This is a genomic window from Peribacillus butanolivorans, from assembly GCF_001273755.1.
Lineage (GTDB): Bacteria > Bacillota > Bacilli > Bacillales > DSM-1321 > Peribacillus > Peribacillus butanolivorans.
In genome coordinates, this window is sequence record NZ_LGYA01000001.1 from 4,294,719 (window position 1) to 4,321,031 (window position 26,313).

At 37.9% G+C, this 26,313-nt stretch carries 23 protein-coding genes; 5 read left to right on the plus strand and 18 right to left on the minus strand.

The window, feature by feature from the left end:
* Positions 1-347: 347 nt before the first annotated feature.
* Both aspA and AKG34_RS19785 read right to left on the minus strand, forming a co-directional pair.
* Complete coding sequence (aspA, locus tag AKG34_RS19780) at positions 348-1,778, minus strand: aspartate ammonia-lyase (protein WP_053348174.1); 1,431 nt, start codon at positions 1,776-1,778, stop codon at positions 348-350.
* Positions 1,779-1,798: 20 nt separating this feature from the next.
* On the minus strand, positions 1,799-2,788 hold the full coding sequence (locus tag AKG34_RS19785) for an asparaginase (protein ID WP_053347682.1): 990 nt from the start codon (positions 2,786-2,788) through the stop codon (positions 1,799-1,801).
* Positions 2,789-3,007: 219 nt separating this feature from the next.
* Here AKG34_RS19785 and AKG34_RS19790 point away from each other — a divergent pair, with 219 nt between their 5' ends.
* The gene (locus AKG34_RS19790; protein WP_053347683.1) at positions 3,008-3,406 is read left to right on the plus strand and encodes a helix-turn-helix domain-containing protein; all 399 of its coding nucleotides are present in this window, start codon (positions 3,008-3,010) and stop codon (positions 3,404-3,406) included.
* An 847-nt stretch (positions 3,407-4,253) separates the two neighbouring features.
* On the opposite strand, the gene AKG34_RS19795 is transcribed toward AKG34_RS19790, so the two are convergent.
* The 5 genes from AKG34_RS19795 to AKG34_RS19815 form a co-directional block, all read right to left on the minus strand.
* On the minus strand, positions 4,254-4,700 hold the full coding sequence (locus AKG34_RS19795; protein WP_053347684.1) for an HAD family hydrolase: 447 nt from the start codon (positions 4,698-4,700) through the stop codon (positions 4,254-4,256).
* 109 nt (positions 4,701-4,809) lie between these two features.
* Entirely contained in the window at positions 4,810-6,078 is a 1,269-nt protein-coding gene (locus AKG34_RS19800; protein ID WP_053347685.1) for a PTS ascorbate transporter subunit IIC, read from the minus strand.
* 30 nt (positions 6,079-6,108) lie between these two features.
* On the minus strand, positions 6,109-6,375 hold the full coding sequence (locus AKG34_RS19805) for a PTS sugar transporter subunit IIB (protein WP_053347686.1): 267 nt from the start codon (positions 6,373-6,375) through the stop codon (positions 6,109-6,111).
* A gap of 17 nt (positions 6,376-6,392) precedes the next feature.
* Positions 6,393-6,659, minus strand: a complete 267-nt coding sequence (locus tag AKG34_RS19810) for a PTS sugar transporter subunit IIB (protein WP_053347687.1) — start codon at positions 6,657-6,659, stop codon at positions 6,393-6,395.
* The gene (locus AKG34_RS19815; RefSeq protein WP_053347688.1) at positions 6,656-8,722 is read right to left on the minus strand and encodes a BglG family transcription antiterminator; all 2,067 of its coding nucleotides are present in this window, start codon (positions 8,720-8,722) and stop codon (positions 6,656-6,658) included. The genes AKG34_RS19810 and AKG34_RS19815 overlap by 4 nt, the downstream gene beginning before the upstream one ends.
* Before the next feature lie 493 nt (positions 8,723-9,215).
* Here AKG34_RS19815 and AKG34_RS19820 point away from each other — a divergent pair, with 493 nt between their 5' ends.
* Both AKG34_RS19820 and AKG34_RS19825 read left to right on the plus strand, forming a co-directional pair.
* Positions 9,216-9,572, plus strand: coding sequence for a hypothetical protein (locus AKG34_RS19820; RefSeq protein WP_053347689.1), 357 nt, complete (start codon positions 9,216-9,218; stop codon positions 9,570-9,572).
* Positions 9,559-10,209 (plus strand): O-methyltransferase, encoded by a 651-nt coding sequence (locus AKG34_RS19825; protein ID WP_053347690.1) that lies wholly within the window; start codon positions 9,559-9,561, stop codon positions 10,207-10,209. Before AKG34_RS19820 ends, AKG34_RS19825 begins: the two co-directional genes overlap by 14 nt.
* Before the next feature lie 651 nt (positions 10,210-10,860).
* On the opposite strand, the gene AKG34_RS27175 is transcribed toward AKG34_RS19825, so the two are convergent.
* The 5 genes from AKG34_RS27175 to AKG34_RS19850 all read right to left on the minus strand — a co-directional run bounded on the left by AKG34_RS27175 (position 10,861) and on the right by AKG34_RS19850 (position 16,917).
* The gene (locus AKG34_RS27175; RefSeq protein WP_082527361.1) at positions 10,861-11,016 is read right to left on the minus strand and encodes a DUF1540 domain-containing protein; all 156 of its coding nucleotides are present in this window, start codon (positions 11,014-11,016) and stop codon (positions 10,861-10,863) included.
* 229 nt (positions 11,017-11,245) lie between these two features.
* On the minus strand, positions 11,246-13,039 hold the full coding sequence (cstA, locus tag AKG34_RS19835) for a carbon starvation protein CstA (RefSeq protein ID WP_053347692.1): 1,794 nt from the start codon (positions 13,037-13,039) through the stop codon (positions 11,246-11,248).
* Between the two features lie 140 nt (positions 13,040-13,179).
* A complete protein-coding gene (locus tag AKG34_RS19840) occupies positions 13,180-13,926 on the minus strand; it encodes a LytR/AlgR family response regulator transcription factor (RefSeq protein ID WP_053347693.1) in 747 nt (248 codons plus the stop codon).
* Positions 13,898-15,682 carry a sensor histidine kinase gene (locus AKG34_RS19845; RefSeq protein ID WP_053347694.1) on the minus strand — a complete coding sequence of 595 codons (1,785 nt, stop codon included), beginning with the start codon at positions 15,680-15,682 and terminating at the stop codon, positions 13,898-13,900. The genes AKG34_RS19840 and AKG34_RS19845 overlap by 29 nt, the downstream gene beginning before the upstream one ends.
* A 362-nt stretch (positions 15,683-16,044) precedes the next feature.
* Positions 16,045-16,917 (minus strand): LysR family transcriptional regulator, encoded by an 873-nt coding sequence (locus tag AKG34_RS19850; RefSeq protein ID WP_053347695.1) that lies wholly within the window; start codon positions 16,915-16,917, stop codon positions 16,045-16,047.
* Between the two features lie 138 nt (positions 16,918-17,055).
* Here AKG34_RS19850 and AKG34_RS19855 point away from each other — a divergent pair, with 138 nt between their 5' ends.
* A complete protein-coding gene (locus tag AKG34_RS19855; RefSeq protein WP_053347696.1) occupies positions 17,056-18,021 on the plus strand; it encodes a DMT family transporter in 966 nt (321 codons plus the stop codon).
* Between the two features lie 36 nt (positions 18,022-18,057).
* Positions 18,058-18,201, plus strand: coding sequence for a YrzO family protein (locus tag AKG34_RS27695; RefSeq protein ID WP_152952320.1), 144 nt, complete (start codon positions 18,058-18,060; stop codon positions 18,199-18,201).
* Positions 18,202-18,336: 135 nt separating this feature from the next.
* On the opposite strand, the gene AKG34_RS19860 is transcribed toward AKG34_RS27695, so the two are convergent.
* From AKG34_RS19860 to AKG34_RS19885, 6 genes are all read right to left on the minus strand, one after another.
* Complete coding sequence (locus AKG34_RS19860) at positions 18,337-20,241, minus strand: endonuclease MutS2 (RefSeq protein WP_053347697.1); 1,905 nt, start codon at positions 20,239-20,241, stop codon at positions 18,337-18,339.
* A 687-nt stretch (positions 20,242-20,928) separates the two neighbouring features.
* Positions 20,929-22,647, minus strand: a complete 1,719-nt coding sequence (locus AKG34_RS19865) for an adenine deaminase C-terminal domain-containing protein (protein WP_053347698.1) — start codon at positions 22,645-22,647, stop codon at positions 20,929-20,931.
* 16 nt (positions 22,648-22,663) lie between these two features.
* Positions 22,664-23,728 (minus strand): ABC transporter ATP-binding protein, encoded by a 1,065-nt coding sequence (locus AKG34_RS19870; protein WP_053347699.1) that lies wholly within the window; start codon positions 23,726-23,728, stop codon positions 22,664-22,666.
* Between the two features lie 14 nt (positions 23,729-23,742).
* Positions 23,743-24,531 carry an ABC transporter permease gene (locus AKG34_RS19875; protein ID WP_053347700.1) on the minus strand — a complete coding sequence of 263 codons (789 nt, stop codon included), beginning with the start codon at positions 24,529-24,531 and terminating at the stop codon, positions 23,743-23,745.
* Between the two features lie 6 nt (positions 24,532-24,537).
* The gene (locus tag AKG34_RS19880) at positions 24,538-25,359 is read right to left on the minus strand and encodes an ABC transporter permease (protein WP_053347701.1); all 822 of its coding nucleotides are present in this window, start codon (positions 25,357-25,359) and stop codon (positions 24,538-24,540) included.
* 24 nt (positions 25,360-25,383) lie between these two features.
* Positions 25,384-26,313 carry a nucleoside hydrolase gene (locus tag AKG34_RS19885; protein WP_053347702.1) on the minus strand — a complete coding sequence of 310 codons (930 nt, stop codon included), beginning with the start codon at positions 26,311-26,313 and terminating at the stop codon, positions 25,384-25,386.

Genomic DNA, 26,313 nt, shown 5'->3' on the forward strand with positions numbered 1-26,313 from the left:
TGACATTGTTAGTACCTGGTGTCATGACTAGCATATGACAAATGTCATGTACAAGTTAAATTTATACTACACTTGCCTATGATATTTCCCTAAATTTCTGAACAAAGGACGTAATATCAGAAACATCCTAGTTTCCTTAGCCTTTAATTCTAGGAGTAGTCAATGCGTTTCTATGGGGTCTTGGTAGAATGCTGCCCCCAAAATAGCTTCTAAATCTAAAAAAAAGTTAGCCTTCACTAAAGGCTAACTCAAAAGTTCAAATTAAGAATAAAAAATCAAGAACTATGCCTTTAACCTTTAGGGCATAATAGGCATAGTTCTTCCAATAAAAATTCTATATATTAAAGTTATTCTCGATCGAAAAGAGAAGCACCCGCAATACCAGGCTTTGTCATCTCATAAGGGTTTAGAATTAAATCTAATTCTTCTTCTGTTAACACATCATACTGTAAGCAAAGTTCGCGAACTGATTTGCCTTTTAAAATCGCTTCACGTGCAATACGTGAAACCACTTCGTAACCAAGGTGCGGGTTGACTGCTGTAATCACTCCAACACTTTGTTCGACATAATCTTTTAAATGTTGCTCATTCGCTTCAATACCTTCTAAACAATAATCTGTAAAGACATTGAATGCATTATTCATAATGCTAATTGATTGCAATAAATTGAATACAAGTACAGGCTCCATTACGTTTAATTCTAATTGTCCTGCTTCTGATGCTAAGCAAATCGTATTATCATTCCCAATTACTTGGAAAGCAACTTGATTAATTAATTCTGGCATTACTGGATTTACTTTTCCTGGCATTATTGATGAACCTGGTTGACGTGCCGGAAGCGAGATTTCACCTAACCCAGCTCTTGGCCCTGATGCCATCAAACGTAAATCATTAGCAATTTTAGACATATTCATCATACATACTTTCAATGCAGCTGACACTTCAGTATAGGCATCCGTATTTTGTGTTGCATCTACTAAATGTTCTGCACCTACAAGTGGCAATTCACTAATTTCAGCTAAATAAGTAACAACATTTTCGATATAACGTGGATCTGCATTTAATCCAGTTCCAACAGCTGTTGCTCCCATATTCACTTCATATAAATGCTGACGTGATTGACTAATTCTTTTTATATCTCGTTCTAGCACGCGACTATATGCTTCAAATTCTTGGCCGAGACGAATTGGCACTGCATCCTGAAGATGTGTACGGCCCATTTTGATAACATGATCAAATTGTTTTGCTTTTGCCTTTAATACTGACGCCATCTTTGTCATTGTTTTTATTAACTGCTCTAATAGTCGTAGTGTTGATAAATGAATAGCAGTTGGAAATACGTCATTGGTTGACTGCGACATGTTAACGTGGCTGTTTGGACTAACTTTTGCATAGTCACCTTTTTCGTGCCCCATTAATTCTAACGCTCTGTTCGCAACGATTTCATTGATATTCATATTCATCGATGTACCCGCGCCACCTTGAATTGGATCAACGATGAAATATTCATGCCATTTTCCATCGATCACTTCATCTGAAGCTTTAACGATAACGCTTCCAATTCCTTCATACAAACGTTTTGTGTCCATATTTGCTAAAGCGGCTGCTTTTTTTATCATGGCTAGTGCACGAATCATTTCTTCATTGACTTTGTAACCGGTAATCGGAAAATTTTCTACAGCGCGCATAGTTTGTATTCCATAATAAACATCTGCTGGTATTTCCTTTTCACCTAGAAAGTCTTTCTCAATTCGGCATGTTCTCTCGTCTATCATCATTTCCCCTGCTCCCCCATGTTTCAAAATGTAATATCTTCTGCAATTGGTGTTTCCATCATTTCCTTCACCTTTTGTGGATCCTGTGTCTTGCCTAATACCCACATCAATTTAGGAACGATGGCTTCTGTATTCATATTTCTGGAACGAATGATTACATTCTGATTTACTTTACGCCCCACTTCGTATATATCCATATCCTCCCCTTCCTCTAAACATTGAGTAGTAATGACAACAGATATTCCACACTCTGCCAATTCATTCAATTTCTCCAAAATGTTTCTTCCGTGAAATGGAATACCGCCGCTTCCATAACTTTCTATTACAATCCCCTGATATTCGTTTTTCAGAAAATCAAAGAATTCTGGCTTAATTCCAGGATGTAACTTTACCAAAGCAACATCTGTACAAAGGGAAGTATCTAATTTAACTTCCTTATTCTTTGATAAATGAACAGACTTATTATACTCTATTTTATCTTTATATATAGTAGCAACATAAGGGTAATTAATACTTTCAAACGAGTCATAGCTTTTCGTTCTCAATTTAATAGCCCTTGTTCCCTGAATGACTCTACCATCAAAAACTACATATACTCCTCCGATCCCTTCACAAGCAAACCGAATTGCGTCCGAGATATTTCTTTTGGCATCTGTTTTTTTAAAGGCAATTGGGATTTGAGACCCTGTAACCACAATTGGTTTCTCTACATCTTGTAACATATATGAGAGCGCAGCTGAAGTGTAGGCCATTGTATCTGTCCCATGGGTGATTACAAAGCCATCGTAATCATGGTAGTGTTCATGGATGGATTTTGCCATTTCAGACCAATATTCCGGTTGCATATTTGTACTATCAATATTCATCAAAGGCTTACTATCAATCTGACAGAGTAAATCCAAACCCGGTAGATGACCTAAAATTTCATCAGCTTTCATCTCTGGAACCAGTCCATTTTTCCCTTCTAACGAAGCAATTGTACCACCAGTCGTGAGAAGCATCAACCTCTTCATAATTATACCTCCTCTATAACTTACCTATATCGGTATTTACAATTACTATAAGTATAACGACAGAAATAAATGCATTTTTCATTAAAATTCGCGTTCCGCGAACGCTATTTGTATTATAATTTTATAAAAGAGGGAAATCAAGCAAAATATTATTCGCTTCGCGTACATTTTATATTATTATAATGGTATAAGAATAAGAAAAAGAAGGAGTACTGGAACATGATATTAAACAGAATTATCTCATTAAGAAAGAAAAAAAGATGGTCATTGCAATACACCGCTGATCGACTCGGGATTGCCAAGAGTACATATGCAGGTTACGAGTCCGGATATCGTCGTCCATCATTAGAATCTATTAAGTCAATGGCTGATTTATTTGAGACTTCGATTGACTACATTCTAGGTAGAGTTGAACATTCAACTTTTCTGCCTAAAGAGATTTCCACAGAGTCCGTTCAATTCATGGAATTAACGGATCCCTTAAATTTGGAGCTGGCTGTCGATGGAATATCTCTTTCTGAAGAGGAAATGATACAATTTATTGCTTTTATTAGAGCTAAGCGAGAATTGGAAGGAAACTGCTATAAACAATATGTGACAAGAGATTCATTGGGCTAAGGCCGTAATGGATTCTTAATCAACCTCAAATTTTTTCAACAAAATAAATAGATATAACCAAAATACAGAATATTCTAATCATAAAAATTCAACTTTAAGTATGATTATATAATCCATTAACTGAGATTATTTTGTTTTTGCTATCTGTTTATTTTCGCTCCAGAACCACAAAATAATTATTTCCCTAAAAGTTTATCATCAGGAACAGTAGGTGGTTTATCTGAATATTTCAAGCTGAACCACCGTAAACAGTGGTTTTGCTTGAAGAATCCCCTTTTTGTTGGTTATATTATCAAAAAGATTAGAAAATCTTTGGAATCAGATAGAAATGGTTGCAATTGATGAGCATGATCCTTAAGATCACTTGGTGAGATGCTGCCTTTTGCAAAGGATTCTTTTTGACAAGTTTCTTCTATTGTATGATGATTTTTTTAAGATTCCTTGTCATATTCCCTAACCAACTTATAAATAGTCTGATCATTTAATGAATTAAGTTATCCACTCTCTATAACAGAACATTACAATTTCTGAACTTCGATTTTCTCCATTTCTTTCTTCCTCTTCTTTGAAACACGTTCACGGCCATCCAAATCCCCAGTAAGATTACTGTCCCAAATAAACCTAGAAAAATTGCCCCCTTATCATCAAACAGAAAGAACCCATTTTGAAATAGAGCTAATCAAAATAGGTTCTGTACTTACATATAAGATTGTGATTTTTATCCATCTTCTTTTAGAAGTCCCATGAGTAAAACGCGGAAAAGATACCTGGACTTCATTGGTAAAAAAATTTAAAATAATCGTTCGTGTTAACTTCATAAGCTAGCAATTTTATGGAAACTGAGAATCTATGTTTCTAGGGAGTAGATTTTGCAAGATAGCCATTCATTTTCTTCGACTGTTGCAGGCTTGTGCCCCATACCCTGTTTAACCATAAAGACTTTATCTTTAAGTAATGCCATCCGTGATCCATTGTTAGGATGAACTTCGTAATAAATCTCTCCCTCTCCTGCTTTGGCGACCAATTCTTCCACAAGTTCAGGCGACAGAGTGTGTTCGACAATCTGCTTCTTTCCAATAAATGCAGACATTCCATTCGCAGTTACCATTCCATCCACTTTCAAATCAGCCGGCAAAACGTCTCTTACTTCTTTTAACGTTCTTCCCGTTGCAATAAAAATCAACTTTCCACTTTCTCTAAGTTCGATTAAGTAATTTTTCAGTGTCTCATTCACTGTATTCATTTCATTCAGTGTCGTGCCATCCAAATCTAGCACAATTACTTTATAATCCATACCATCACCTCATACATTTCTATTATGTAATAAAAAAGCCAACAGCCTACTATCTATAAGATCTTAGGCTGTTGGCAGATATATGATTTTTTCCTTATTCAATATCAGATTAAGATAATCCTAATAGTTTCATAATACTTAGAATTAAGAGTCCAACCACACCGAAGTCTGAATCACCAAATGTGGTACCTTCAAACCCTACATCTCCTAAGAAGACCAAGAGAACCGCAGGCAGAAAACTAATAATGATACCGTTGGCAAATGATCCTAGCATCGCTCCACGTCGGCCACCCGTAGCATTTCCAAATACACCGGCAGCTGCCCCAGTAAAGAAATGTGGTACGAGCCCTGGAACGATAACTTTTAATCCTATTGCCGGAAGAAGGAACATGGATAATAGTCCAGCTAAAAAACTGAATAAGAACCCGATGATCACTGCGTTTGGAGCAAATGGAAAGATGGTTGGACAATCTAACGCAGGCTTTGTATCAGGCGCCACTTTATCCGCAATCCCTTTGAAGGCAGGAACGATTTCAGCAATTAACATCCGCACCCCTGCAAGAATGATGTACACACCGGCCGCAAATGTAATGGCCTGGATGAATGAAAATACGATGAAGTTAGAACCACCGGATAGTTTCGTTTCAATATAGTCTTGACCCGCAAACAACGCAACAATCACAAAGAACAATGTCATCGTAAGTGATACAGCGACTGAAGTGTCCCTTAAAAATCCTAAAGATTTAGGAACCTTAATCTGCTCCGTCGTCTTTTCCTTATTTCCAAACCATTTTCCAACAGTCGCGGAAACAAAATACCCGATCGTCCCAAAGTGGCCGATGGCAAAATCATCGCTTCCGGTAATCTTCCGTACGTATGGTTGAAGGATAGCAGGGAACAACACCATGCATACCCCTAATATAATAGAACCGACCAGGATAAGCGGAACACCGTTAAGCCCTCCGACCGACAGGGTGACCGCAATTAAACAAGCCATAAATAATGTATGATGGCCAGTTAAAAATATATATTTAAATGGCGTGAAACGAGCTAGTAAAACATTGACAACCATACCAAATACCATAATAAGTGCAGTCGAAGTACCAAAATCACTTTGTGCTGCTGCGACAATGGCCTCGTTATTTGGTATGACGCCTTGAACATTGAACGCATGATCGAACATTTGACTAAAAATATCAAGGGCGCCAACAAGTACTGTCGCTCCCGCTCCAATGATAATGAAGCCCATAACTGTTTTTAGCGTTCCAGATACAACATCAGCACTGGACTTTCGCTGTAACAGCAAGCCAATGAGAGCAAACAGCCCTACTAGTATGGAAGGTGTACCTAAGATGTCATTCATGATAAGTTCCAGCATTGCCTCTCCCCCTCTTCATTCTGTTTTTTATTATAAATGTGACGCTAATTTCGATGTAATTTCAGGAATGCTCATCATGTTTTCCAGGGTAACAATTGTACGGGTCCCATCATCAAGTTGACCTACAATATCCGCTGCTCCAAGGAAAATATCCGCCTGTACCGTTTTTGCGGATGTTAGATCTGTATGATCTACCTCCGCCGTTTTTCCCATTTCCGTTAATGCCTTTTTCACATTCATCTCCATTATGAAACTGCTGCCTAATCCGTTCCCGCACACTACCATGATTTTCTTCATATCAATCTCTCCTTTTTTTATCCTAAATGCGACTCTAATTTAGATTTGATTTCAGGAATGCTCATCATATTTTCAAGCGTAACGATTGTTCGGGTTCCATCATCTAGCTGGCCTACAATATCCGCTGCTCCAAGGAAAATATCCGCTTGCACTGTTTTTGCAGATGTAAGGTCTGTATGATCTACATCAGCTGTTTTTCCCATTTCCGTTAATGCTTTTTTCACATTCATTTCCATTATGAAACTGCTGCCTAATCCGTTTCCGCACACTACCATGATTTTCATTCCGCTTCCTCCTTTGAATATTTATGAACATACTCCATAAGCACAGATTTATCTGCAGTCTGTAAAATCTCCTCAATATTAGCTGGTTCATTCAATAATTGAGTGAGCTGAATTAATGCCCGTAAATGCGAATCGTTATCTACAGCTGCCAAAACAATAATCAGCCGGACCGGTTTATTTGGTGCGAAGTCCACAGGTTCGTCCAATTTCAACAGACTCATGGATAAAGAGCGAACTCCCTGCTCCGGACGCGCATGAGGTATGGCCACTCCAGGCGTGATGACCACATATGGTCCATTCGTTTCTATAGCCTTAATCATGGCTTCCACATATCGCTCTTCCACAGTTCCTAAATCTACGAGTGGCTTGGCTGCGACTTGAATGGCTTCTTTCCAATCTGAAACATGCGACTGTAATTGAATCGTTTGTAAGTTGAGTAATTCTTCTAACACAGGCTTCTCTGCCTCCTTTAAAGAAAATTGGGTTACTTTTGGTGTGTGATTATACACATTTGATTGAAGTGCCTTTTCAAGCTGATCCGGTTCATGAATGGTTGCATACTTGGAAATGACTTTTAATAATGCTGCAACATCTACATTGTCCGTCGTATACCCATACAATTCCTGCATGACTTGCTGACGCAGCTTATGTTTGTCCTGCATTTCTAATATAGGCGGTACAACAAATAAAGTTGCTTTTGTTCTCATATGCACCGTTGAAAAAACAAGATCGTACGACAGTCGATAATCAGCGGCATCTCGAACAGACAGAACATCCAAAAATAAAATATCCGGAAACAATTCTCTCAATGTATAAATGAGAATATTGCTGATTCCTATACCATTCGGGCATACAACAATCGCCCTTTTTCGATCATCCAATGTTGTCCCTTGCTTGCGCAGCCATCCGCCAAAATAAATAGTAAAGTATGCTATTTCTTCTTCAGATACTGAACGGCCAATCTCTTTTTCTAATAACCATAGAGATTTTTTGGTCAGATGATGCAGTTCAGGATAGACCTTCTGCACCCGTTCTGTCATCAGATTCATTTGTGGGAGCCCATATTTTAGACGATGATAAGCCGGTTTAAAATGAACGTACAATTGTTGGCATAGCTGTTCTTTATCATGTAAATGAACAAAAGCCAATCTCTCAAACTCTTCCACAATCTCCTGCAAAAGATGTTGAATGACTTCATCATCCTTAAGAGGGGAAATATCCTTCGTTCTATTCATACTTAGTAAATGTAAGGTTGCGTATAAATTTTCCGTTTCGCTCCATACTGATTGAAAAGCATCGGTTTTGGTCATTTCCTCAACCATTTTATATTCTTCAGTTGTAACAAAAGGCGCCCAGCTCTGATCAGATTGTAATTCTTCTCCTTTTCCAATGAGCTGATCTGTACATAAAAACAAATATGTCAGTTCATGAAGCCGCTCATCCGTAAAGGTAATGCCCAATTTACGCTCGATTCTTTCAAGCTGTAACCGGATTGAGCTTATTTGTTTTTCTTGATTTCCCCATATGCACTCCAAGATCAATTCACTATTTGGGCTGTTCAGTACATCATGTACGAGATGTTCGATGATATATCTCTTTAATCGACTTTCACCCTTCATCACGTAACCATCTTGTTTGGAATACTCGATCTTAAGCGCTATGTTCCTGTTTTTCTCCTTAAGCCGCTTTAAATCTTTCAACACAGTATTTCGAGAAAGCCCTGTGATCGATTGGAAATGATAGACGGATAATTCTTCCTGGCTTAGTAAAATCATGAGGTAAAAAACTTTTTCTCTATCTGTCTCTGAAAATATATAATTGCGTTTTGTCAGTTTTACGTTCAATTCTTCATCTCTGATGTTTCCAGAAAAGGAATAGCCTGTTTCACGTTTATATTGAATGGGCTGATATCCTTGAAATTGGAGCCAGTCATTCGCTTTATTCAGGCCATATTGTATTTGCCTTCTTGTCAGACCGGTTTGTGCTTCAAGTTCTTTCATTTTTGAAATGGGCGAATGCTGTAATAGTTTTAGTAAATTGGCGCTTCTTTCATCTAAAAACATTCTCTTATCCCTCTCCCTGCTTCTACGATATCTTACTTCTTATTGAAAATGAATCGTTTCTAAGTCCGATTGTTGTCACATGGACTGCACAACAATATACTCTATAAACATTTGTGCACATTACGGCATTCACTTGTTTAAGATTTTTTCGTTCATGTACGTATGTAGGTTTAATAAATAAGACGTATATTTTTTACTTCCCTTCACTAGACTACTATAGGATTATTCTATGGAATTCATTTAGCCTGTTACCATTACTTTTTATAATGATGTTTTTCCAGAAGATATAAACGGGTTCTTTGTTTAACTGGACCTTATAAATAAAAGAATTACATGTAAGCTTGAAGATCATACATTTCTTAATATTAAATTTACCAAGCATACCACGATATGCGTAAATATTTGAATCCAAATTGACAATATGTATACGATTGTATACGATAATAAACATAACGATATGTATACAATCGTATACACAGAAAGAGGTTTTAACATGAGAAATGAAAAATTCAAGGATTCTAAGAAAGATGGACATCACAGAGAGCATTACAAAGGAAAAGACCATGGTTCACACCATCGTGGTCCAAAAACGTTTCGCCGTGGAAGGGCAATTGTTTTTTTAGAAATGATGAATCTTAAACGTTCGACCATCAAGGAGCAATTAGATAAACCAGAGTTTCAATCCATAAACCAAATCTTAGTCGGTGAATTGAAAGCCATTGATATGTTAATCAACGAATTTATTCAATTATTTGAAATACAAGAAAGTGAGGCAGCCTATAAGAAAAGTGAAGAAAAGGAAACTTCCAATAATGATGAGAAAGGAATTGAAATGAATGAAACAAATTAACAGTTATATCGATTCATTGTTTTATACCCAAGATGCTCTTTTGGAAGAAGTCATTACGACCATACAAGAAAATGGAATGCCGTCCATATCGGTATCTCCCTCATCTGGAAAACTTCTTACCATGCTTATATCCATTTCAGGAGCTAAAAATGTTTTGGAAATAGGAGCTCTTGGGGGCTATAGCGGAATTTGCCTTGCCAGGGGATTCGGCAGCGAAGGAAAATTAACCTCCCTTGAATTAAAGGAGTCATACGCAAAGTTAGCTTATGCCAATCTATCCAAAGCTGGCTTTGGCGATCAAGTATCATATATGACCGGAGCAGCTTTGCAAAGCCTTGAAAAACTCGTTGGTGATAACCAGCGATTTGATTTTTTCTTTATAGATGCTGACAAGGACAATTATGAAAATTACCTGCAATATTGCATTAGACTGGCGGAACCGGGTGCTTTAATCGTCATGGATAACGTACTTGTGGGAGGCAGTGTGGCGGATCAGGATGCTGAACCTAAACATTATACTGCATTTATGAAGACATTCAATGAAACTGTGGCCAATCATCCTCAATTAGAATCCCTGCTGATTCCAATCGGTGATGGGCTGACCATTTCAAAAGTAATCGATCAAACTCACGAGTAAAACAGCTATATTCACGAGTAAACAGCTCAAACTCACGAGTAAAATAGCTCAAACTCACGAGTAAACAGCTCAAACTCACGAGTAAAATAGCTCAAACTCACGAGTAAATTGCTCAAACTCACGAGTAAACAGCCAAACTCACGAGTAAATTGCTCAAACTCACGAGTAAATTGCTCAAACTCACGAGTAAATTGCTCAAACTCTCGAGTAAAACAGCCAAATTCACGAGTAAACAGCTCAAACTCACGAGTAAAACAGCCAAACTCACGAGTAAATTGCTCAAACTCACGAGTTAACAGCCAAACTCACGAGTAAATTGCTCAAACTCACGAGTAAATTGCTCAAACTCACGAGTAAATTGCTCAAACTCACGAGTAAACAGCTCCAAACTCACGAGTAAAACAGCCAAACTCACGAGTAAATTGCTCAAACTCTTGAATTTATCGCCCAAACTCAGAATTTATCGCTCTAACTCGAGTTTATCGCACTAACTCTCGAGGATATCGATCAATCTCTCGAGGATATCGATCAATCTCTCGTGGTCATGAAAAAAAAATAAAATGAATTTCTATAATCTTGAATGAAAATGATAATTATTATCAATAATATAAATAAAGAAGGGTAACCAGTATGATGGTTACCCCCAATGATTTAAATTTCTGGATCAAATGTTTTGCAATCAGTTTCTTCGCTATTAGATGCTTGTTTCCCTTTATTACTAACTACATAAATAGCATCTGCACTACATTTGTTTCCAGAATCCCAAAATTTACAATTATTCACTTCACATAGAACATCTTTTGCCATAGTATCACACCTCCTCATCTGCTATCATTAACAAAGTTGGAGTTATTGATACTTCCTTTTTCAGGCTCAAGTTCCTTCACTTTAAAATAAATGTCATGAATCGGGAAATAAAAGCTTTTTAACCAACAAAGGACTTTTTTCTCGTTAAACTGTTTAGATATTAAGACATTAGGTCGTTTTTTTTCTGAAGTTGATGGGATATAAATGAATCTGCCCGGATTCTTTAACATTATGCTGACTTTTCCAAAAGTTCGGCTTGTGGGATCTTCCAAAGCTCCCGCCATTTTTTCAAGGCTGAAATAAGAATGACTAATCCTAGGCATAACATGGTGATAGATAATACACCATTTAAGATACTAAATCCTGCTGATTCTGGATTTAAGTATACGTTTCTTACCATCCAGTACCCCGCTACATTAACCGTTACATATAAGTAGGCAAGAGGTACGAGGCATGTCCATATATACCAACGTTTGTCTGCAATTTTTAAGACGACAGTCGCACCGATGATGAGTCCAATCGAGGCCATAAGCTGATTTGATACACCAAAGAGTGCCCAAATTGAACCAATGTCACCAGAGTAGAGAAGATAGCCCCAAATAAAGCAGGCTAACGCACTGGCGAAGATGTTACCCGGTAACCAGTCGACTTTCTTTAATGGTTTATAAAACTCTCCGAAGAAGTCCTGGATTAAGTAACGGGCAACACGTGTCCCAGAGTCGATTGCGGTTAGTATGAAGACCGCCTCGAACATGATGACGAATTGGAAGAAAAATGAAGCCAGCTTGTCAAAGAAGGGAATTGCGGTAAAAATATAGGTCATCCCAACAGCAAGTGTAACTGCCCCACCTGTTCTTCCCTCAAGATTAATGCCAATTTCCTCACTAAGTTCGTTAAGATGTACGGTTTCCATGCCTAATGTTTGAAATACCTCAGGTGAGGAGTTAATGGCAAAATAATCGCCTGGTTGTAACGAAACTGCAGCAATCAATGCCATAATGGCAACTACACATTCTACAAGCATCGCACCGAAACCAACGGATTTTATATCACTCCAGCGATTTAACATTTTTGGAGTTGTGCCTGATCCAACAAATGCATGGAATCCTGAAATGGCACCACAGGCAATGGTTATTGAAATAAATGGCCAAACCGGACCGGCGACAATCGGACCTCCGCCATTAATGAATTCCGTAACCGCAGGAAATTGTATCTCTGGATTTACCACGAAAACGCCGATTATCAATGCGGCAAACACACCAATTTTCATAAATGTACTCAAGTAATCACGCGGTGCGAGCAGCAGCCAAACCGGTAATGCGGCCGCGAAGAAAGCATAGATTGGTAGAATAATAGCAAGTGTGCTTGCTTCTAGTGTCAATAATTCCCCAAGTGCTGTACCTTGAATGTTAGGCCCAAGTAAAATCCCGGCCATAATGAGCCCGAACCCGACAATGGTGGCACCTTTTAGATTGCCAGTTTTTTTATGGTAAAGCCCAACACACATTGCGATAGGAATTGTAATCCCAACAGCAAAGGTCCCCCATGGGTTATTTTCTAAAGCATGCAGAACGACCATTGAAAGTCCTGCCATCGTAATAGTAATGATAAAAAGCATCGCTAGTCCTGTACAGAAGCCTGCTACAGGTCCAAGTTCTTCTTTCGCTACTTCCGATAGGGATTTACCGTCTTTACGCATGGACGCAAAAAGCACCACGGCATCATGGACGGCTCCCCCGATTACAGCTCCGATTAAAAGCCATAATAAACTTGGCAAATAGCCGAATTGTGCAGCCAAGATGGGGCCTACAAGTGGACCAGCAGCTGCAATGGCTGCAAAATGATGGCCAAATGCCACCCATTTATTTGTTGGTACATAATCTTTTCCATCTTCTAATTTATGAGCCGGAGTCGGCTTAGAATCATCGAGCTTTAATACTTTGAGTGCTATGAATGTCCCGTATAAACGGTAGGCAATCATTAAAATACAAATGGAGCCTATGACGATTGGAACCGCATTCATTTTTGAACCCCCTCTATTTCTTACATCGTAAAATGATGATATCACAATGAAAGCGGATTCAAACGGTTTTCAAGTTATAATGCAAATAATGAGGGATGGGTTGCAAAATAAAGAAGTTAAAATGCAGAATTGTTAAAATATTAAAAACCAATAAGCTGCTTTAGCTCTTTCACATATGTGCGACTTACTGGAATGTTTGATCCATTACTCATAATGAGGTTATAAGTCGAGTTGAACCAAGGTTGTATTTCTAATATATGGACAATATTTACAATGAAACTACGATGCACGCGTAAAAAAGAGCGATTGTCGAGCTTCCTTTCAAGCACAATGAGAGGGTCACCTATTTTATATTCATTATCTTCGGTTTTAATGATTGTCTTTCCTTCTATGAATCCTAAAAATATAATGTTATCCCGATCAATCAAGACAATCCGATCATCTATTACAACAGCCAATTTACTTGTTTGTTCAACCGCGGTTCGATTATCAGGAGATTTTATCCTAGATTCGTCTTCCCCGATCTTATGGAGTTTCATAATTTTATCCAAAGTTTGACGAATTCTTTTTTCATTAAATGGCTTTAATAGATAATCAAAAGCATATAATTCAAAGGCTTGAAGGGCAAACTCGTCATAAGCCGTCGCAAAAATAATCGAAGGCGCAGGGTCAAGTTCTACTAATTGTTTAGCCAATAGTAAACCATTTCCCTCCGCAAGCTCAATATCCAAAAAGACAAGATCAGGATTCAATCGAGGGATATCCCTCATGGCTTCTTCTATCCCATCAGCCTCGCCCACAACTTCAACCTGTCTGCTTCTCTTCAGAAGATATTTCAATTCATCTCTTGCCAGTGGTTCATCTTCTACGATAAATGCTTTCATCATCGTTGACATATACTCCTTTTTCGTTAAGTGGTATTGATATTTTCACTTGTGTTCCATGACCAGTTTCACTTTCAATAGAGAGGCTGGCATGACCATTATATATACCTTCTAGCCGTTCACTGATATTATAAAGGGCGGTTCCTGTTCCTTTATTCGATTTTACAGCATGTTTACCTAATTCATCTAATTTCTCGCTTGAAATCCCTTTCCCGTTATCTTCCACAACAATAAACATCATTTCGTTTTTAAAATATACATGAATGATAATTTCACCTTTGCTCTTCACATGTAGAAAGGCATGGTGTATCGCATTTTCAACAAGTGGCTGTAACGTAAATGGAGGCAATAGAACTTCTTTAAGACTTGGCTCAATTCGATACACGATATGATATTTATTTGGAAATCGGGCCTGCTCTAGTGATAAATAAGCGTTGACATGCTCTAATTCTTTTTCAAGCGGAATTAGTATTTGACGAGCACCTTGTAAATTGCTACGAAAAAAGGCACTTAGCTCCAACAATAAATTTCTTGCTTTCTCCACATCAGTCCGGCATAAAACAGATATCGTGTTGATCGCATTAAACAAAAAATGAGGGTGGACTTGGGCCTGTAAAGCCTTGATTTCAGCATCCTTTAATAATTTCGTTTGCATTTCCGCTTCGGCTAGTTCCAATTGTGTGGAAAATAGTTTCGCCAACCCCTCAGCTAACTCTTGTTCTACTTGGCTTAATTTATCGGGATGCTTGAAATACATCTTCAAAGTTCCGACCGTTTTCTGTTGGACTTGCAATGGCAGGACTACGGCAGCTTGCAATGGACAAAGTTCATGGAAACAATAAATATCCTTTCTTGTTTTAGCAATAATGATTTTGCCTTGTTCAAGGGCTTTTCTCGTTAAGCCTGTAGCTATTCCCTCCTTTGGGACATGGTGATCAGAAGCAGCACCCACATGAGCAAGGACACTATGTTCATTGGTTATGGCCACAGCGTCGGCTTCAGTCAGCCCCAAAATGATTTGTGCTATTTTCTTACAGGAAGTTTGATTTAATCCTTGTCTGAAATAAGGTAATGTCTGATCAGCAATCAAAAACGCAAGGTTCGTTTGTACAGCCCGTGTCCGTGCTTCATCCCTCATAGTGGATTGAATGATGAGCATAAATAGCAAAGTGCCAAACCCGTTGATAATAATCATAGGGAGTCCGATTACTTCTACGAGCTCCCACGCCCTTTCAAATGGTTTAGCGGTTAATAGTATAATGACCATTTGAATCGCTTCTAAGGCCATACAAATAGGAAGAGCAAACCAGGGAGTGATCATCCCATACTTTCGGCGCCTTTTACCCAAAAACCCCGATAAGACTCCAGCCAAAATTGCTGCTATCGCACAAGCCCCCGCTGTAAAACCTCCAAGTGAATAACGGTGCAACCCAGCAATCAAACCGACACCTAAACCAACAAATGGTCCCCCTAGCAAACCACCGATCGCTACTCCCATGATCCGCGTATTCGCAATAGCGTTATCGGGAGCTATCTCAGTATGCCAAACACTTTCTGGTATTACATGATTCCCAATTTCTATTCCTGTATAGTTACTTATAATTCCGAATGCCCCAAAAAGTGCTATGAGCATGATTTTCTTTGACATTTGATGTTCATGACCAATCATTTGTCGAAAGGGTTTCATATAAGAAAGCAGGAATGCAGCTATCACAATAATCCCTACTTTTTCAATAAGCGACGGTAATAAATGAACCAAATCATTCACCCTTTTCATGGTTTTTTCATTCATCTTACAATAGCTAAGAAATCATTGTCGAATCTGGTTTTACGTTAGCTACTTAATAGTCATAGGGACTCCCCCATGAACCTGAGACCAGTTATTCCTCGGGCACACGCGATTCCTAACTTCCTAACTACGTGCATACATAAAACTCCTGCTAGTATTTTTGGAATGGAAAAGACGATTTTACCTAATCCAAGGGGAAAATCGTCTGTTTGCTATTATTTCTTGCATGTTCGGGACAGGCCCAAGTTTCAGCGATCCTTAATCATTTTATGTAAAGAGATATGATACCCCCAGACCTCCATATTGGCTCAGGAATGGTTCCATGCTTTTGCTTAAATCTGTTTAACCGTACATTCATGATGAGCTTCAATTGTTTGTAAGAAGCTTTGCATGGAGTTTGTCAAATAAGCATCTTTACGGTGAATGAAGACAGTCGAAATATTGCCGTACTCTTCTGGAATTGCATGAACATGCACATTTTCATTGGCTGCAAGGTGATTTACCGCTGATTGTGGTACGAGGGTTATGCCAAGGCCGAGTGTTACGCTGGTTAAGATGGTCTCTAATACATTGAACTCCATAATCCTTTTAGGCATCACTTCTTCTTCTTTCAACCATTGTTCTAGTTTAGAGCGATATCCACACCCCTGACTGAATACTAAAATTGGTTCTGTTAAAAATTCTTCAAGGTTGAATGTTTCATTTCTTGTAACTAAAACAAGTTTTTCTGTACATACATCGTACGGCTGAATGAGTGGATGTTTAATCGGCCCTGTAACAAAAGCGCCATCTAGCCTATGTTCAATTACATCTTTAATTAAATCCTCTGTTAACCCAGCCTTTATGGACAAATCGACATTTGGGTACTGTTTATGATAAGAGGCTAGAATCTTAGGAAGACCGCTGACCGTTTCAACTGTACCGATGTTCAATATCCCTGTAGGTGTTTCACTATCCAGGAATACTTGCTTGAGTTCTTCCATATCAAGCAAAATTTTATTTACATACTCTAGCATTTTTCGGGCCTCTGCAGTTAAAGACATACCACGTTTATGCCTATTGAATAAAGGCGTCCGTAACTCATGCTCCAGATGCTTAATCCTCGCCGTTACATTGGATTGGACGTAATTCAACTCAACAGCTGCCTTACTTATGCTTCCATATTTAGCGACGCACTGGAATATTTGCAAATCCCTCATTTCCATATAAGTGACCCCCCTTTCCAAAATATCATTAATAATGATGGTTATATTCATTTTAAGTCATTTTACATGATAATGACTTTATCATAAGGTGTGTATAGGAATTTAATCAATCATTATTTTTTTGAGGGGAAGCTTTTAATGAAGAAAAATCAAGTTTTAATCGGTGCACTTTTATGTTTGACAGCCAGTATTTCTTGGGGAGCCATGTTTCCAGTTGCAGAAAGGGCACTAAGGTATATTGATCCTATTTATTTCTCTTTTCTGCGATATTTAGCTGTTAGCATAATTTTAGGGATATTGCTTTTAATTAAAGAGGGAAAGAAGTCTTTTTGCTTGGAAGGTAAAGGAAAGAATTTATTGTTTTTTGGAACGATGGCGTTTACAGTATACAATTTTCTCATTTTCTCAGGTCAAGACTTACTGGGCCATAACGGGGTAATTGTTGCTTCCATCATGGAATCATTAATGCCTATGATTTCAATTATGATAATGTGGGTTTTCAAAAATGCAAGACCCATGAAATATACCATCGCCAGTATGCTCCTTGCCTTAATAGGGGCCATTCTTGTTATTACCAATGGAAACTTATCATTCCTTTTTTTATTGAAAGACAGCATCATTCCTATCCTTTTCATTCTTATTGGGGTTATAGGATGGGTTATATATACGATGGGCGGCAACCAGTTTAGTGGATGGTCAACACTCCGCTATTCAACTTTAACGTGCATTTTAGGAACATCTGTATCAGGAATCATAACATTCTTTGCAACTGTCCTGGGCCTGTCCGTCCCTACAGCAGAGGTTATCCAATCCATTTATGGCGAGATGATTTTTATGATTATTTTCCCCGGAGCCATAGCACTATTAAGCTGGAATTTAGGTATTAAACTTTTAACTCCCATTAATGGAATTCTATTTATCAATGTAGTTCCGATAACCACGTTAGTCATTGTATTTATCCAAGGGGGATCACTTTCATCATTCGAATTACTGGGAACTTTTTTAGTGATATATGCATTGATTCAAAACAATTATTATCAAAGAAAAAACTTGCCTTCCCAAGTTGAAGAATTGAATCCAAGGAAAGTAAAAAGAATCGCTTAATTATAAAGGTACAAAACATCAATTGGGAGGACAACAATGGATTACTTAACGCTTATGATAATCTTTGGATTAGCTGTACTATGGGAATTGGCAACGATTAATAAGAATGTTAAAAAAATGAATAAGCAAAATGCAGAATTAATTAATCTATATAATGATAGAAGTAAAAGAAATCAGTAATAATCAAAAATAGACTTTTGGTAGTGCCTGAAAGCAAAAGCACACGAATAATATGCAAAAAAGCCTATCATTTAGAGAGGCTTTTTTGCACTTTGGTTTGATATAAAATGGTTTATTTACTGTCTCATGACCGTACTATTCACCAAGTTTCTTCCGTATATCCGCTGCTACATTCTTCAACGCCTTTTTGGATCCTCTTTCAAGGTCCCGCTTCAATTTTCTTTCTTTGTAACTGACAAATAAAGAATTCAGATCATAGCCTTCAGGATATAAATCGATGGCTTTTATTTCAAGCTCCATTCTATTAACGTGAACCTCTATGAATGTATCTTCGAAAAGCACAACTACATTATTGTAAGAATCCATTTTTTTATATACAATGCCATAACCATTCAGTTCAGTTAACTTTACCTTGTCTCCAACTTCAAATTCATACAATGCTTCCTTTGGAACCGCCGCTACTTTCGGTTTTTTGATTTTACCTTCTTGGATACGGTTCAAGTCATAGTCTTTATTCTCGATATAAAGCTTTGCCTTTTGCAAAACCTTTTCGCGCACATCCATTTTTTTCGCTATCCAAAGTGCGTTACTATCCCCTGACTTACCAATCACTATCTTATACATGGGCTCTAGTGTTTCACTATTGAACTGCATGGCCGCATTCATAAAATCACTGTGTATTTCCGAATATCGTTTGATTTCACCATAATGGGTTGTTGCAACTGTTATGCAGCCCATTTGATAAAATTCCTCGAGTATTGCAATAGCTAGAGCTGCGCCTTCATTCGGTTCCGTCCCGCTCCCTATTTCATCGAATAAAAGCAATGAATTATTGGTTGATGCACTCATAATATCTGAGATGTTTTTCATATGTGATGAAAAAGTACTGAGCGCATTTTCAATACTTTGATTATCGCCAATATCGACAAATACTTGATCAAAGACTGCAAGTTCCGTCCCCACGTTTCCTGCAACATGAAACCCTGACATAACAGCCAATGTAAGGATACCGATTGTTTTCAGGACCACTGTTTTACCGCCGGCATTAGGACCTGTAATAATCAAGCTGCGATAGTCCTTACCTATCTCAAAATCCAAAGGTACGCTATTTTGGGGCAAAAGAGGATGTTTACAACTTTTCAACTGAATATAACCATGATTATTGATCTTCGGTTCAATGGCATCCATGCTTTTACTGAACTTTGCTTTTGCGAAAATCATGTCGTATTGACTGATTAGTTCTATATTTATTTTTATTGGTTTCAGTTCCTCGTAAATCGTACCGGATAGAGTTGCTAAAAGTTGATACACTTCCATCGATTCTTCAGCTTTTAAACTCGCTAATTCTACATTTAATTTGGTCACAGATGCTGGTTCAATGAACACTGTTGCCCCTTTAGATGATACTTCCACGATTGTTCCAGCCACCTGATTTTTATAAGAAGCTTTAATGGGGATCGTAAAGCGATCATCTTTTTTACTGATAAAAAACTCCTGAATGAACTCTTTGTTGGCTCCACTCTTTAAGAATTTATTTAAGCGTTCCTCTATTTTAGATTCTGTCTTAACTATTTGGTTTCGAATTCGCTTCAAATCCTTACTCGCTTCGGAAACAACCATATTTCCTTTTATAACGAATTGAATATCTTCTTCAATACTCCTGAATTCAGTCATGGAGTGAGCATAGGCATGCAATGTGGGTGCGAAGAATTCTTTATCGTTCATAAATTTCTTAATATTCCTGCAGCCTCTTAAGAAATCTGCTATTGCAACTAACTCTGATGGTTCTAAAATCATTCCTTTTTCTAGCTTTTCAATTTGGTATCCAACATTAGATATGCCTTTTAAGGGAATATGGTTTTCAGCATTCAGTAAATTCCTCGCCTCAGTCGTCTCGTTTAAACGAATTTTAACCACATTCAGCTGAGTACTTGGCTGAAGCCGATCCAACAACGCTTTTCCTAAACCACTTACGCAATGGTTTTTCACCATTTCTTTCAGTTCTATATATTGTAATTTTTCATATGTCATCTTATTCATTATGATTGCCTCCTTGAATGAGTGAGAGATTAAAAATCCTCGATTCCAAAAAAATGCCCGCAAAAGTCCTCCTACCTTTACAAATGAACAGGCTGCATTGACAGCCATTCATTTGAGTAGAAAGCTCCTGCGGGCATCGGCCTTATAGATAATAAGGACCTTTATCGATAACAAAATTGGCAGATCAAATAGACCTACTTACAACGAAAAAGCATGGCAGGACAAATCCCACCATGCTTTTCGTCGTAACACCTTTATGTTACACGATTATGGAAAAGGAAGCAGTCTTAAGGTAGGTATTTACAGTGCATATTTACACTGTAAAAAAAGGTACACTTAATGCACTGATAAACCAGTGATTAAAAAACCTTATTCAACTAAATTAGTTGATACCTACTCCCGACATAAAACACCACACCTTTTCTTAGATTGGAAAAATTATACCATATCAGTAAAAAAGAGTCAATAAAATTCAATAACCATACAGAGAAAATATTTATTACCGTAAATTTACAGCTAGATAGGAAAGCCAAATATTCAGGCAAAAAAACTGATGCAGTGCAAAACTTATCAATTACAAATACAATACTGGATTAAAAAGAGAAAAAACTGAGCCAACCCCACTTTATATGGTTTTTGGTATCAGTTTTTTCCCTGATTTAATGTTGAAATGATTTATATACTAAACTAATCCTCATCACTTACTATAAGAGGGACAATTTTCCCTTCATTTACGTTGATTAATCCATGGTCAGTTATTTTTAGAGCCGGGCTGACAGGAAGCGATAAAGTGCTCAAGGACATAATTACATTGTAATGTTCATATCCTAACGACTTAAGTGCATTAGTTAGATGCTGAACCTGTTCCGATACAATGTCTAATGGCTCTTCCGAAAGAATTCCTCCTACCGGGAGAGGAATCATGGAAAGGACTTTACCATCTTCTACGCAACAGACTCCGCCTTGCTTCCTTATTACTTCGTTAGCGGCAATCAGCATATCCTGCTTATTGCGACCAATCACCAATAGATTATGGTTATCATGGGAATAGGTGGTGGCGACTGCTCCCCGCTTTAAAACATCCCCTGTGATTAACCCATGCGCACGATTACCGTTTTTTCCGTATCGTTCAAATGTTGCGATTAAACCGTAAGAGCTTTCTTCCCAGCATAACTTACCATCTCTTATATCAAGCATATCATGTGTTTCACTTGTAAAAGTTGAACCATTCTGCACGTTTATAATGCGGCATTTGCAACGGTCATGCTTGTGTGAAAGTGGGACATCAAAATCGTCTTCTGTAAGTGCCTCAAGCTTCACACTTTGATAAAACTCCTCAGGAAATTGTCTCTCCTTTACTACTTGCATATATGGCTGTGAAGATTCATAAACAAGCTCACCTTTTTTGTATACTTGTTCAATGTCAAAGTTTTCCAAGTTTGATACCAGCAGAAAGTCAGCCACTTTCCCTGGTGCAATGGTACCCCGGTCATACATTCTCATCCGCTGTGCAGGTGTGTAAGTGCACGCATAAATGGCTTTTTCCGGAGACAAGCCCATTTGAATCGCTTTCTTTAAAAGGACATTGAGATGTCCTCTTTTTTGAAGAGAGTCAGTCATAACATCATCGGTGACAAAGCAGAAATGTTCATCTACTTGTTTTTCCTTTAAGTAATCGATAACTTCTTTAGTCATTGATTTTTCTTGAATCTCAAGAAACATACCAGCAGCAATCCTAGCATCCATTCCTTCCACTGTTTGGTGGGTGTGATCTGAATTTACTCCGGCATATGCTATCTTTTGTAAGTCTAAATCGAGCAGTTTCGGAACATGCCCCTCTATTATTAAATCGGGATAACGAGAACGGATATGAGACAAAATCTGATTCGTTTTACAATCCGGGTCGGAAATAATCTCATAGTAGTTCATGATTTCACCCAGACATTTAATGTCTTCTGTTTGGATCAATTCATCTATGTCGCTAATTTCAATAGAACCGCCTGTTGTTTCCATCGACGTCGCAGGAACAGAACTCGGGATTGCATAAAACATATCTGCTACGCACTCTTTACTCGCTTTAATCATTTCCTTAACACCTGATATTCCGAATATATTGGCCATTTCATGTGGTTCCGGCACAATAGTGGTCACGCCATTTTTGATTACCCCATAGGAAAACGTGGACGGCGTTACCATCGTACTTTCAATGTGTAAATGGATATCAATCAGACCTGGAACCATATACTTACCATGCCCATCAATAATCTGATCCGGCTGGAAGGTCTCTATTTCCCGATCTCCAATATAATAAAACTTCCCGCCTTTGATAGCTGCATTTCCTTTAATAAATCTTTTAAAATAGCTGTTAAAAACGTAGATATCTCTTACCAGCACATCTATTTGCATAACTTACCCTCCTAAGCTAATCAACAAGCACCATCTGGTTTCTCGGAATTTCAAGGACAATTTCCTGACCAGCACGATAAGATTCTGTCATTTCCTTGTTCACAGTGAAATCTCCTATTGGAGTTTCAACAACATATTGAAAGCTTCTTCCCAGATACGTGCTAACTTTAACTCGGCCAGATATACTATTTTCCGAAACAACTTCAGAGATATCTTTTGCCCGAATTAATAGATCGTCCGGTCTGATAGCTCCTATTTTTCCAGATAAATTGATCATTTGTGCGTCCTTTTGTATCACAAAGACATAACCCGACTTACTAAGTTCAATTTTATCCTCGTGATCCACGCGCTTATCAAAATCAATGAAGTTTTTAAAACCGATAAAGTCAGCAACAAATTTGGTTTCAGGATATTTGTAGATAGACGCAGGATCGCTAAGCTGCTCAATGACACCTTTATTCATAATCGCTACCTGATCAGAGATGGAGAAACATTCTTCCTGATCATGCGAAACATACACCGTTGTAATCCCCAGCTCTTGTTGGATACGGCGAATCTCAACTCTCATATTCACCCTCAAATTTGCATCAAGATTACTCAAAGGCTCGTCAAATAATAGGATATCAGGTTCAATGACGAGTGCCCTTGCAATCGCAACTCGCTGCTTTTGTCCTCCAGAAAGCTCTTGTGGATATCTCTTTTCAAATCCTTTTAGATTAACAATTTCTAGCACATTCATAACACGCTTTTCAATTTCACTTTTAGAAATCTTTCTAAGCCGAAGACCGAATGCAATATTATCGAAAATGGACAAATGCGGAAATAATGCATAGTTTTGAAACACAAAGCCAAAGTTCCGCTTGTTAACAGGTACTTTCGTATAATCCTTATCTTTAAATAAAAACTTCCCTTCGTTTGCCTGTAAAAATCCAGCAATCAAACGCAAAGTTGTTGTTTTTCCACAGCCGCTAGGGCCAAGAAGAGAAACTAGCTTTCCTTTTTCAATCTCAAGATTGAAGTCTTTTAAAATATTTTGTTTATTATAAGCTACAGAAATATCTTGTAATGTAAATAAAGCCATCCATTATTACCTCCTTATCGTTTTGTGAAATAGGACAAGCCCATTAGCCGTTCAACTATAAACATGAAGAAAGCCGTAATGATCATGAGTAATACCGAAATAGCTGAAATGGTAGGATCAAAGTAGTTCTCTACATATGTCAGCATCTGAATCGGAAACGTGCTTACCCCAGGACCTGTCATATACACTGAAATGTCTACATTATTGAAGGATTCTAAAAAGGCAATCATGACAGCTGCTAAGATTCCTGATTTTATATTCGGGAGGACCACTGTAAAAAAGGTTCCCACCTTACTCGCTCCTAGACTCTCAGCCGCTTCTTCAATTGAAAAGTCAAAATTTGATAAGCTTGAAGAAATCACACGTATAATGAAAGGAAGCATTATGACTGTATGTCCAACAAACAGTGCCGCATAAATCGGTAGCTGATACGTCCCCACAATGTATCGTAAAAACGCAAAGCCCAGCACAATTCCCGGAACTAATATAGGAGAAACAAAAAATGCATTTATGATTGTTTTCCCTTTAAAATCAAATCGGCTTAATGCATAGGCAGCTGGCACTCCTAGTAAAAGAGCCAAAAGATTGCCTGCAAGTGAAACTAGAATGGACGTTTTAAACGAAATTAAAAACATTTCCACATTAAAAATATTTTCATACCATCTTAAAGAAAATTCTTCTGGCGGGAATTTTAAAATATTGCCGCCTTCAAATGACGTAACGGATATGATAAGTAAAGGCCCTAGTAAAAAGAGAAACACCAGGAAGGTAAACAGGGCCAATCCTCGATTTTTTTCCTGCATACACCTCTACCCCTTTGGATTTAATTTTTTAGCCAAACCATTCATTATTGATATGATAAGAACCGTAACTGCGATCATTATCGTAGCGACAATTGATGCCACTTGCCATTCATTCAATGTAATGGCATTTTGATAGAGAAACGTCGAAATAACACGCTGTTTCCCACCAAGTAATGCTGGCGTTGTATACGCAGTAAAGCTCCCTACAAAAACAAGAATACTACCAATGACCAAACCTGGAACCGAAAGCGGAATAATCACTTTTGAAAATACCGCTAATCTTGAAGCACCTAAACTCTCCGCTGCTTTTAATAGATCCGTTTCGATATTTTCCATCACTCCTACCAGTGTTACAATAATCAATGGCAAAAATAAATGGACTAATCCGATAATAATAGCCGTTGGCGTGTACAAGATGTCGAGTGGTTTGTCGATCAAGCCCATACTCAGCAGCAATTTATTTATCACGCCGTTTTTACCGATAATCACCATCCAGCTAAATGATCGAACAACCGGACTTGTTAATAGTGGGAAAATTGTAAACAAAAGCATGATAGCTTTTGTTCTTTTTCCTAGCTTAGAAATATAATAGGCTGCTGGAAATCCTAACAGAATACAAATAATAGTCGTGAACAGACTCACTCTAAGTGTCGTGAGCAGAATTTCAATGAAGTATCGATCTTTGAAAAAATCGAGGTACCCTTGGATAGTAAAGCCACTTTCATTAAAAAATGTCGTTCCAATCGTTAAGAAGATTGGAACAATCATAAAAATCGTTAAAAAAAGAACACCTGGCAACAGCAACAGGTATAGATAACGTTTTTTCACCTCGTAACCCCCTGTTCATATTATTTATGAATTGATTATGCGAATAAACAGGTTGAAAAACGCCTCCGCATTGACGTCTAGACAAACATTTGCATTTGCTGGCTTCATCAGCCGGTTTTGAAAGTCGCAAACCATCTGCCCGTCACAAATCTCACTTTTTATTTCAACATCCACATAGTATTCTTCACTAGTGACAAGATCTTTTTGCAAAGCAATACCTACAGCTAATGGATCATGCATTGCACACGCCCAAATATTATTACGTTCAAAATACCTTTTCCGATATTCAGACGTACTGTCTCTTATATAGTCAGCAAGTGTACTGTTTTGAATCAATTGTATATGCTCTTCTGTTAGAAGAACCTTTCTTGTGACATCAAGACCAACTTGTGTAATCGATTCGAACCCCGCTTGTAATACAATTTTGGCTGCTTCAGGGTCGACAAACGTGTTATACTCCGAGGTTGGTGTGACATTGCCCACCCCTTGTACAACTCCTCCCATAAAGATAACTTCTTTCACAAGCTTGGTAATTTGCGGACATTTTTTAACTGCCAGGGCCAAATTTGTAAGAGGTCCCGTCATGACAAGTGTTACTTCATTAGTGAAATTTAAAATGGAATTAATAATAAAGTCAGAAGCAAAGCCATCATCAGGCTGCTTGTTAACTTCAACATTCTTTAAGGCACCTCCAAGACCGTCTTCCCCATGAACTCGATGTTCAAAAAAGGAATTCCTGATAATTGGAGTATCTGCCCCCTTAATGACTGAAATTTCTTGTTCACCCAACAGATCTAGTATTTTGCATGTATTCCGTGTGGCAGTATCAAGTGATACATTCCCGTTTACTGTTGTAATGCCTAATATGTCAAATTGACGGCTTTTAACAGCAAGAATGATCCCGATTGCATCATCTATTCCTGTATCCACATCGAGAATCAATTTTTTTTTCAT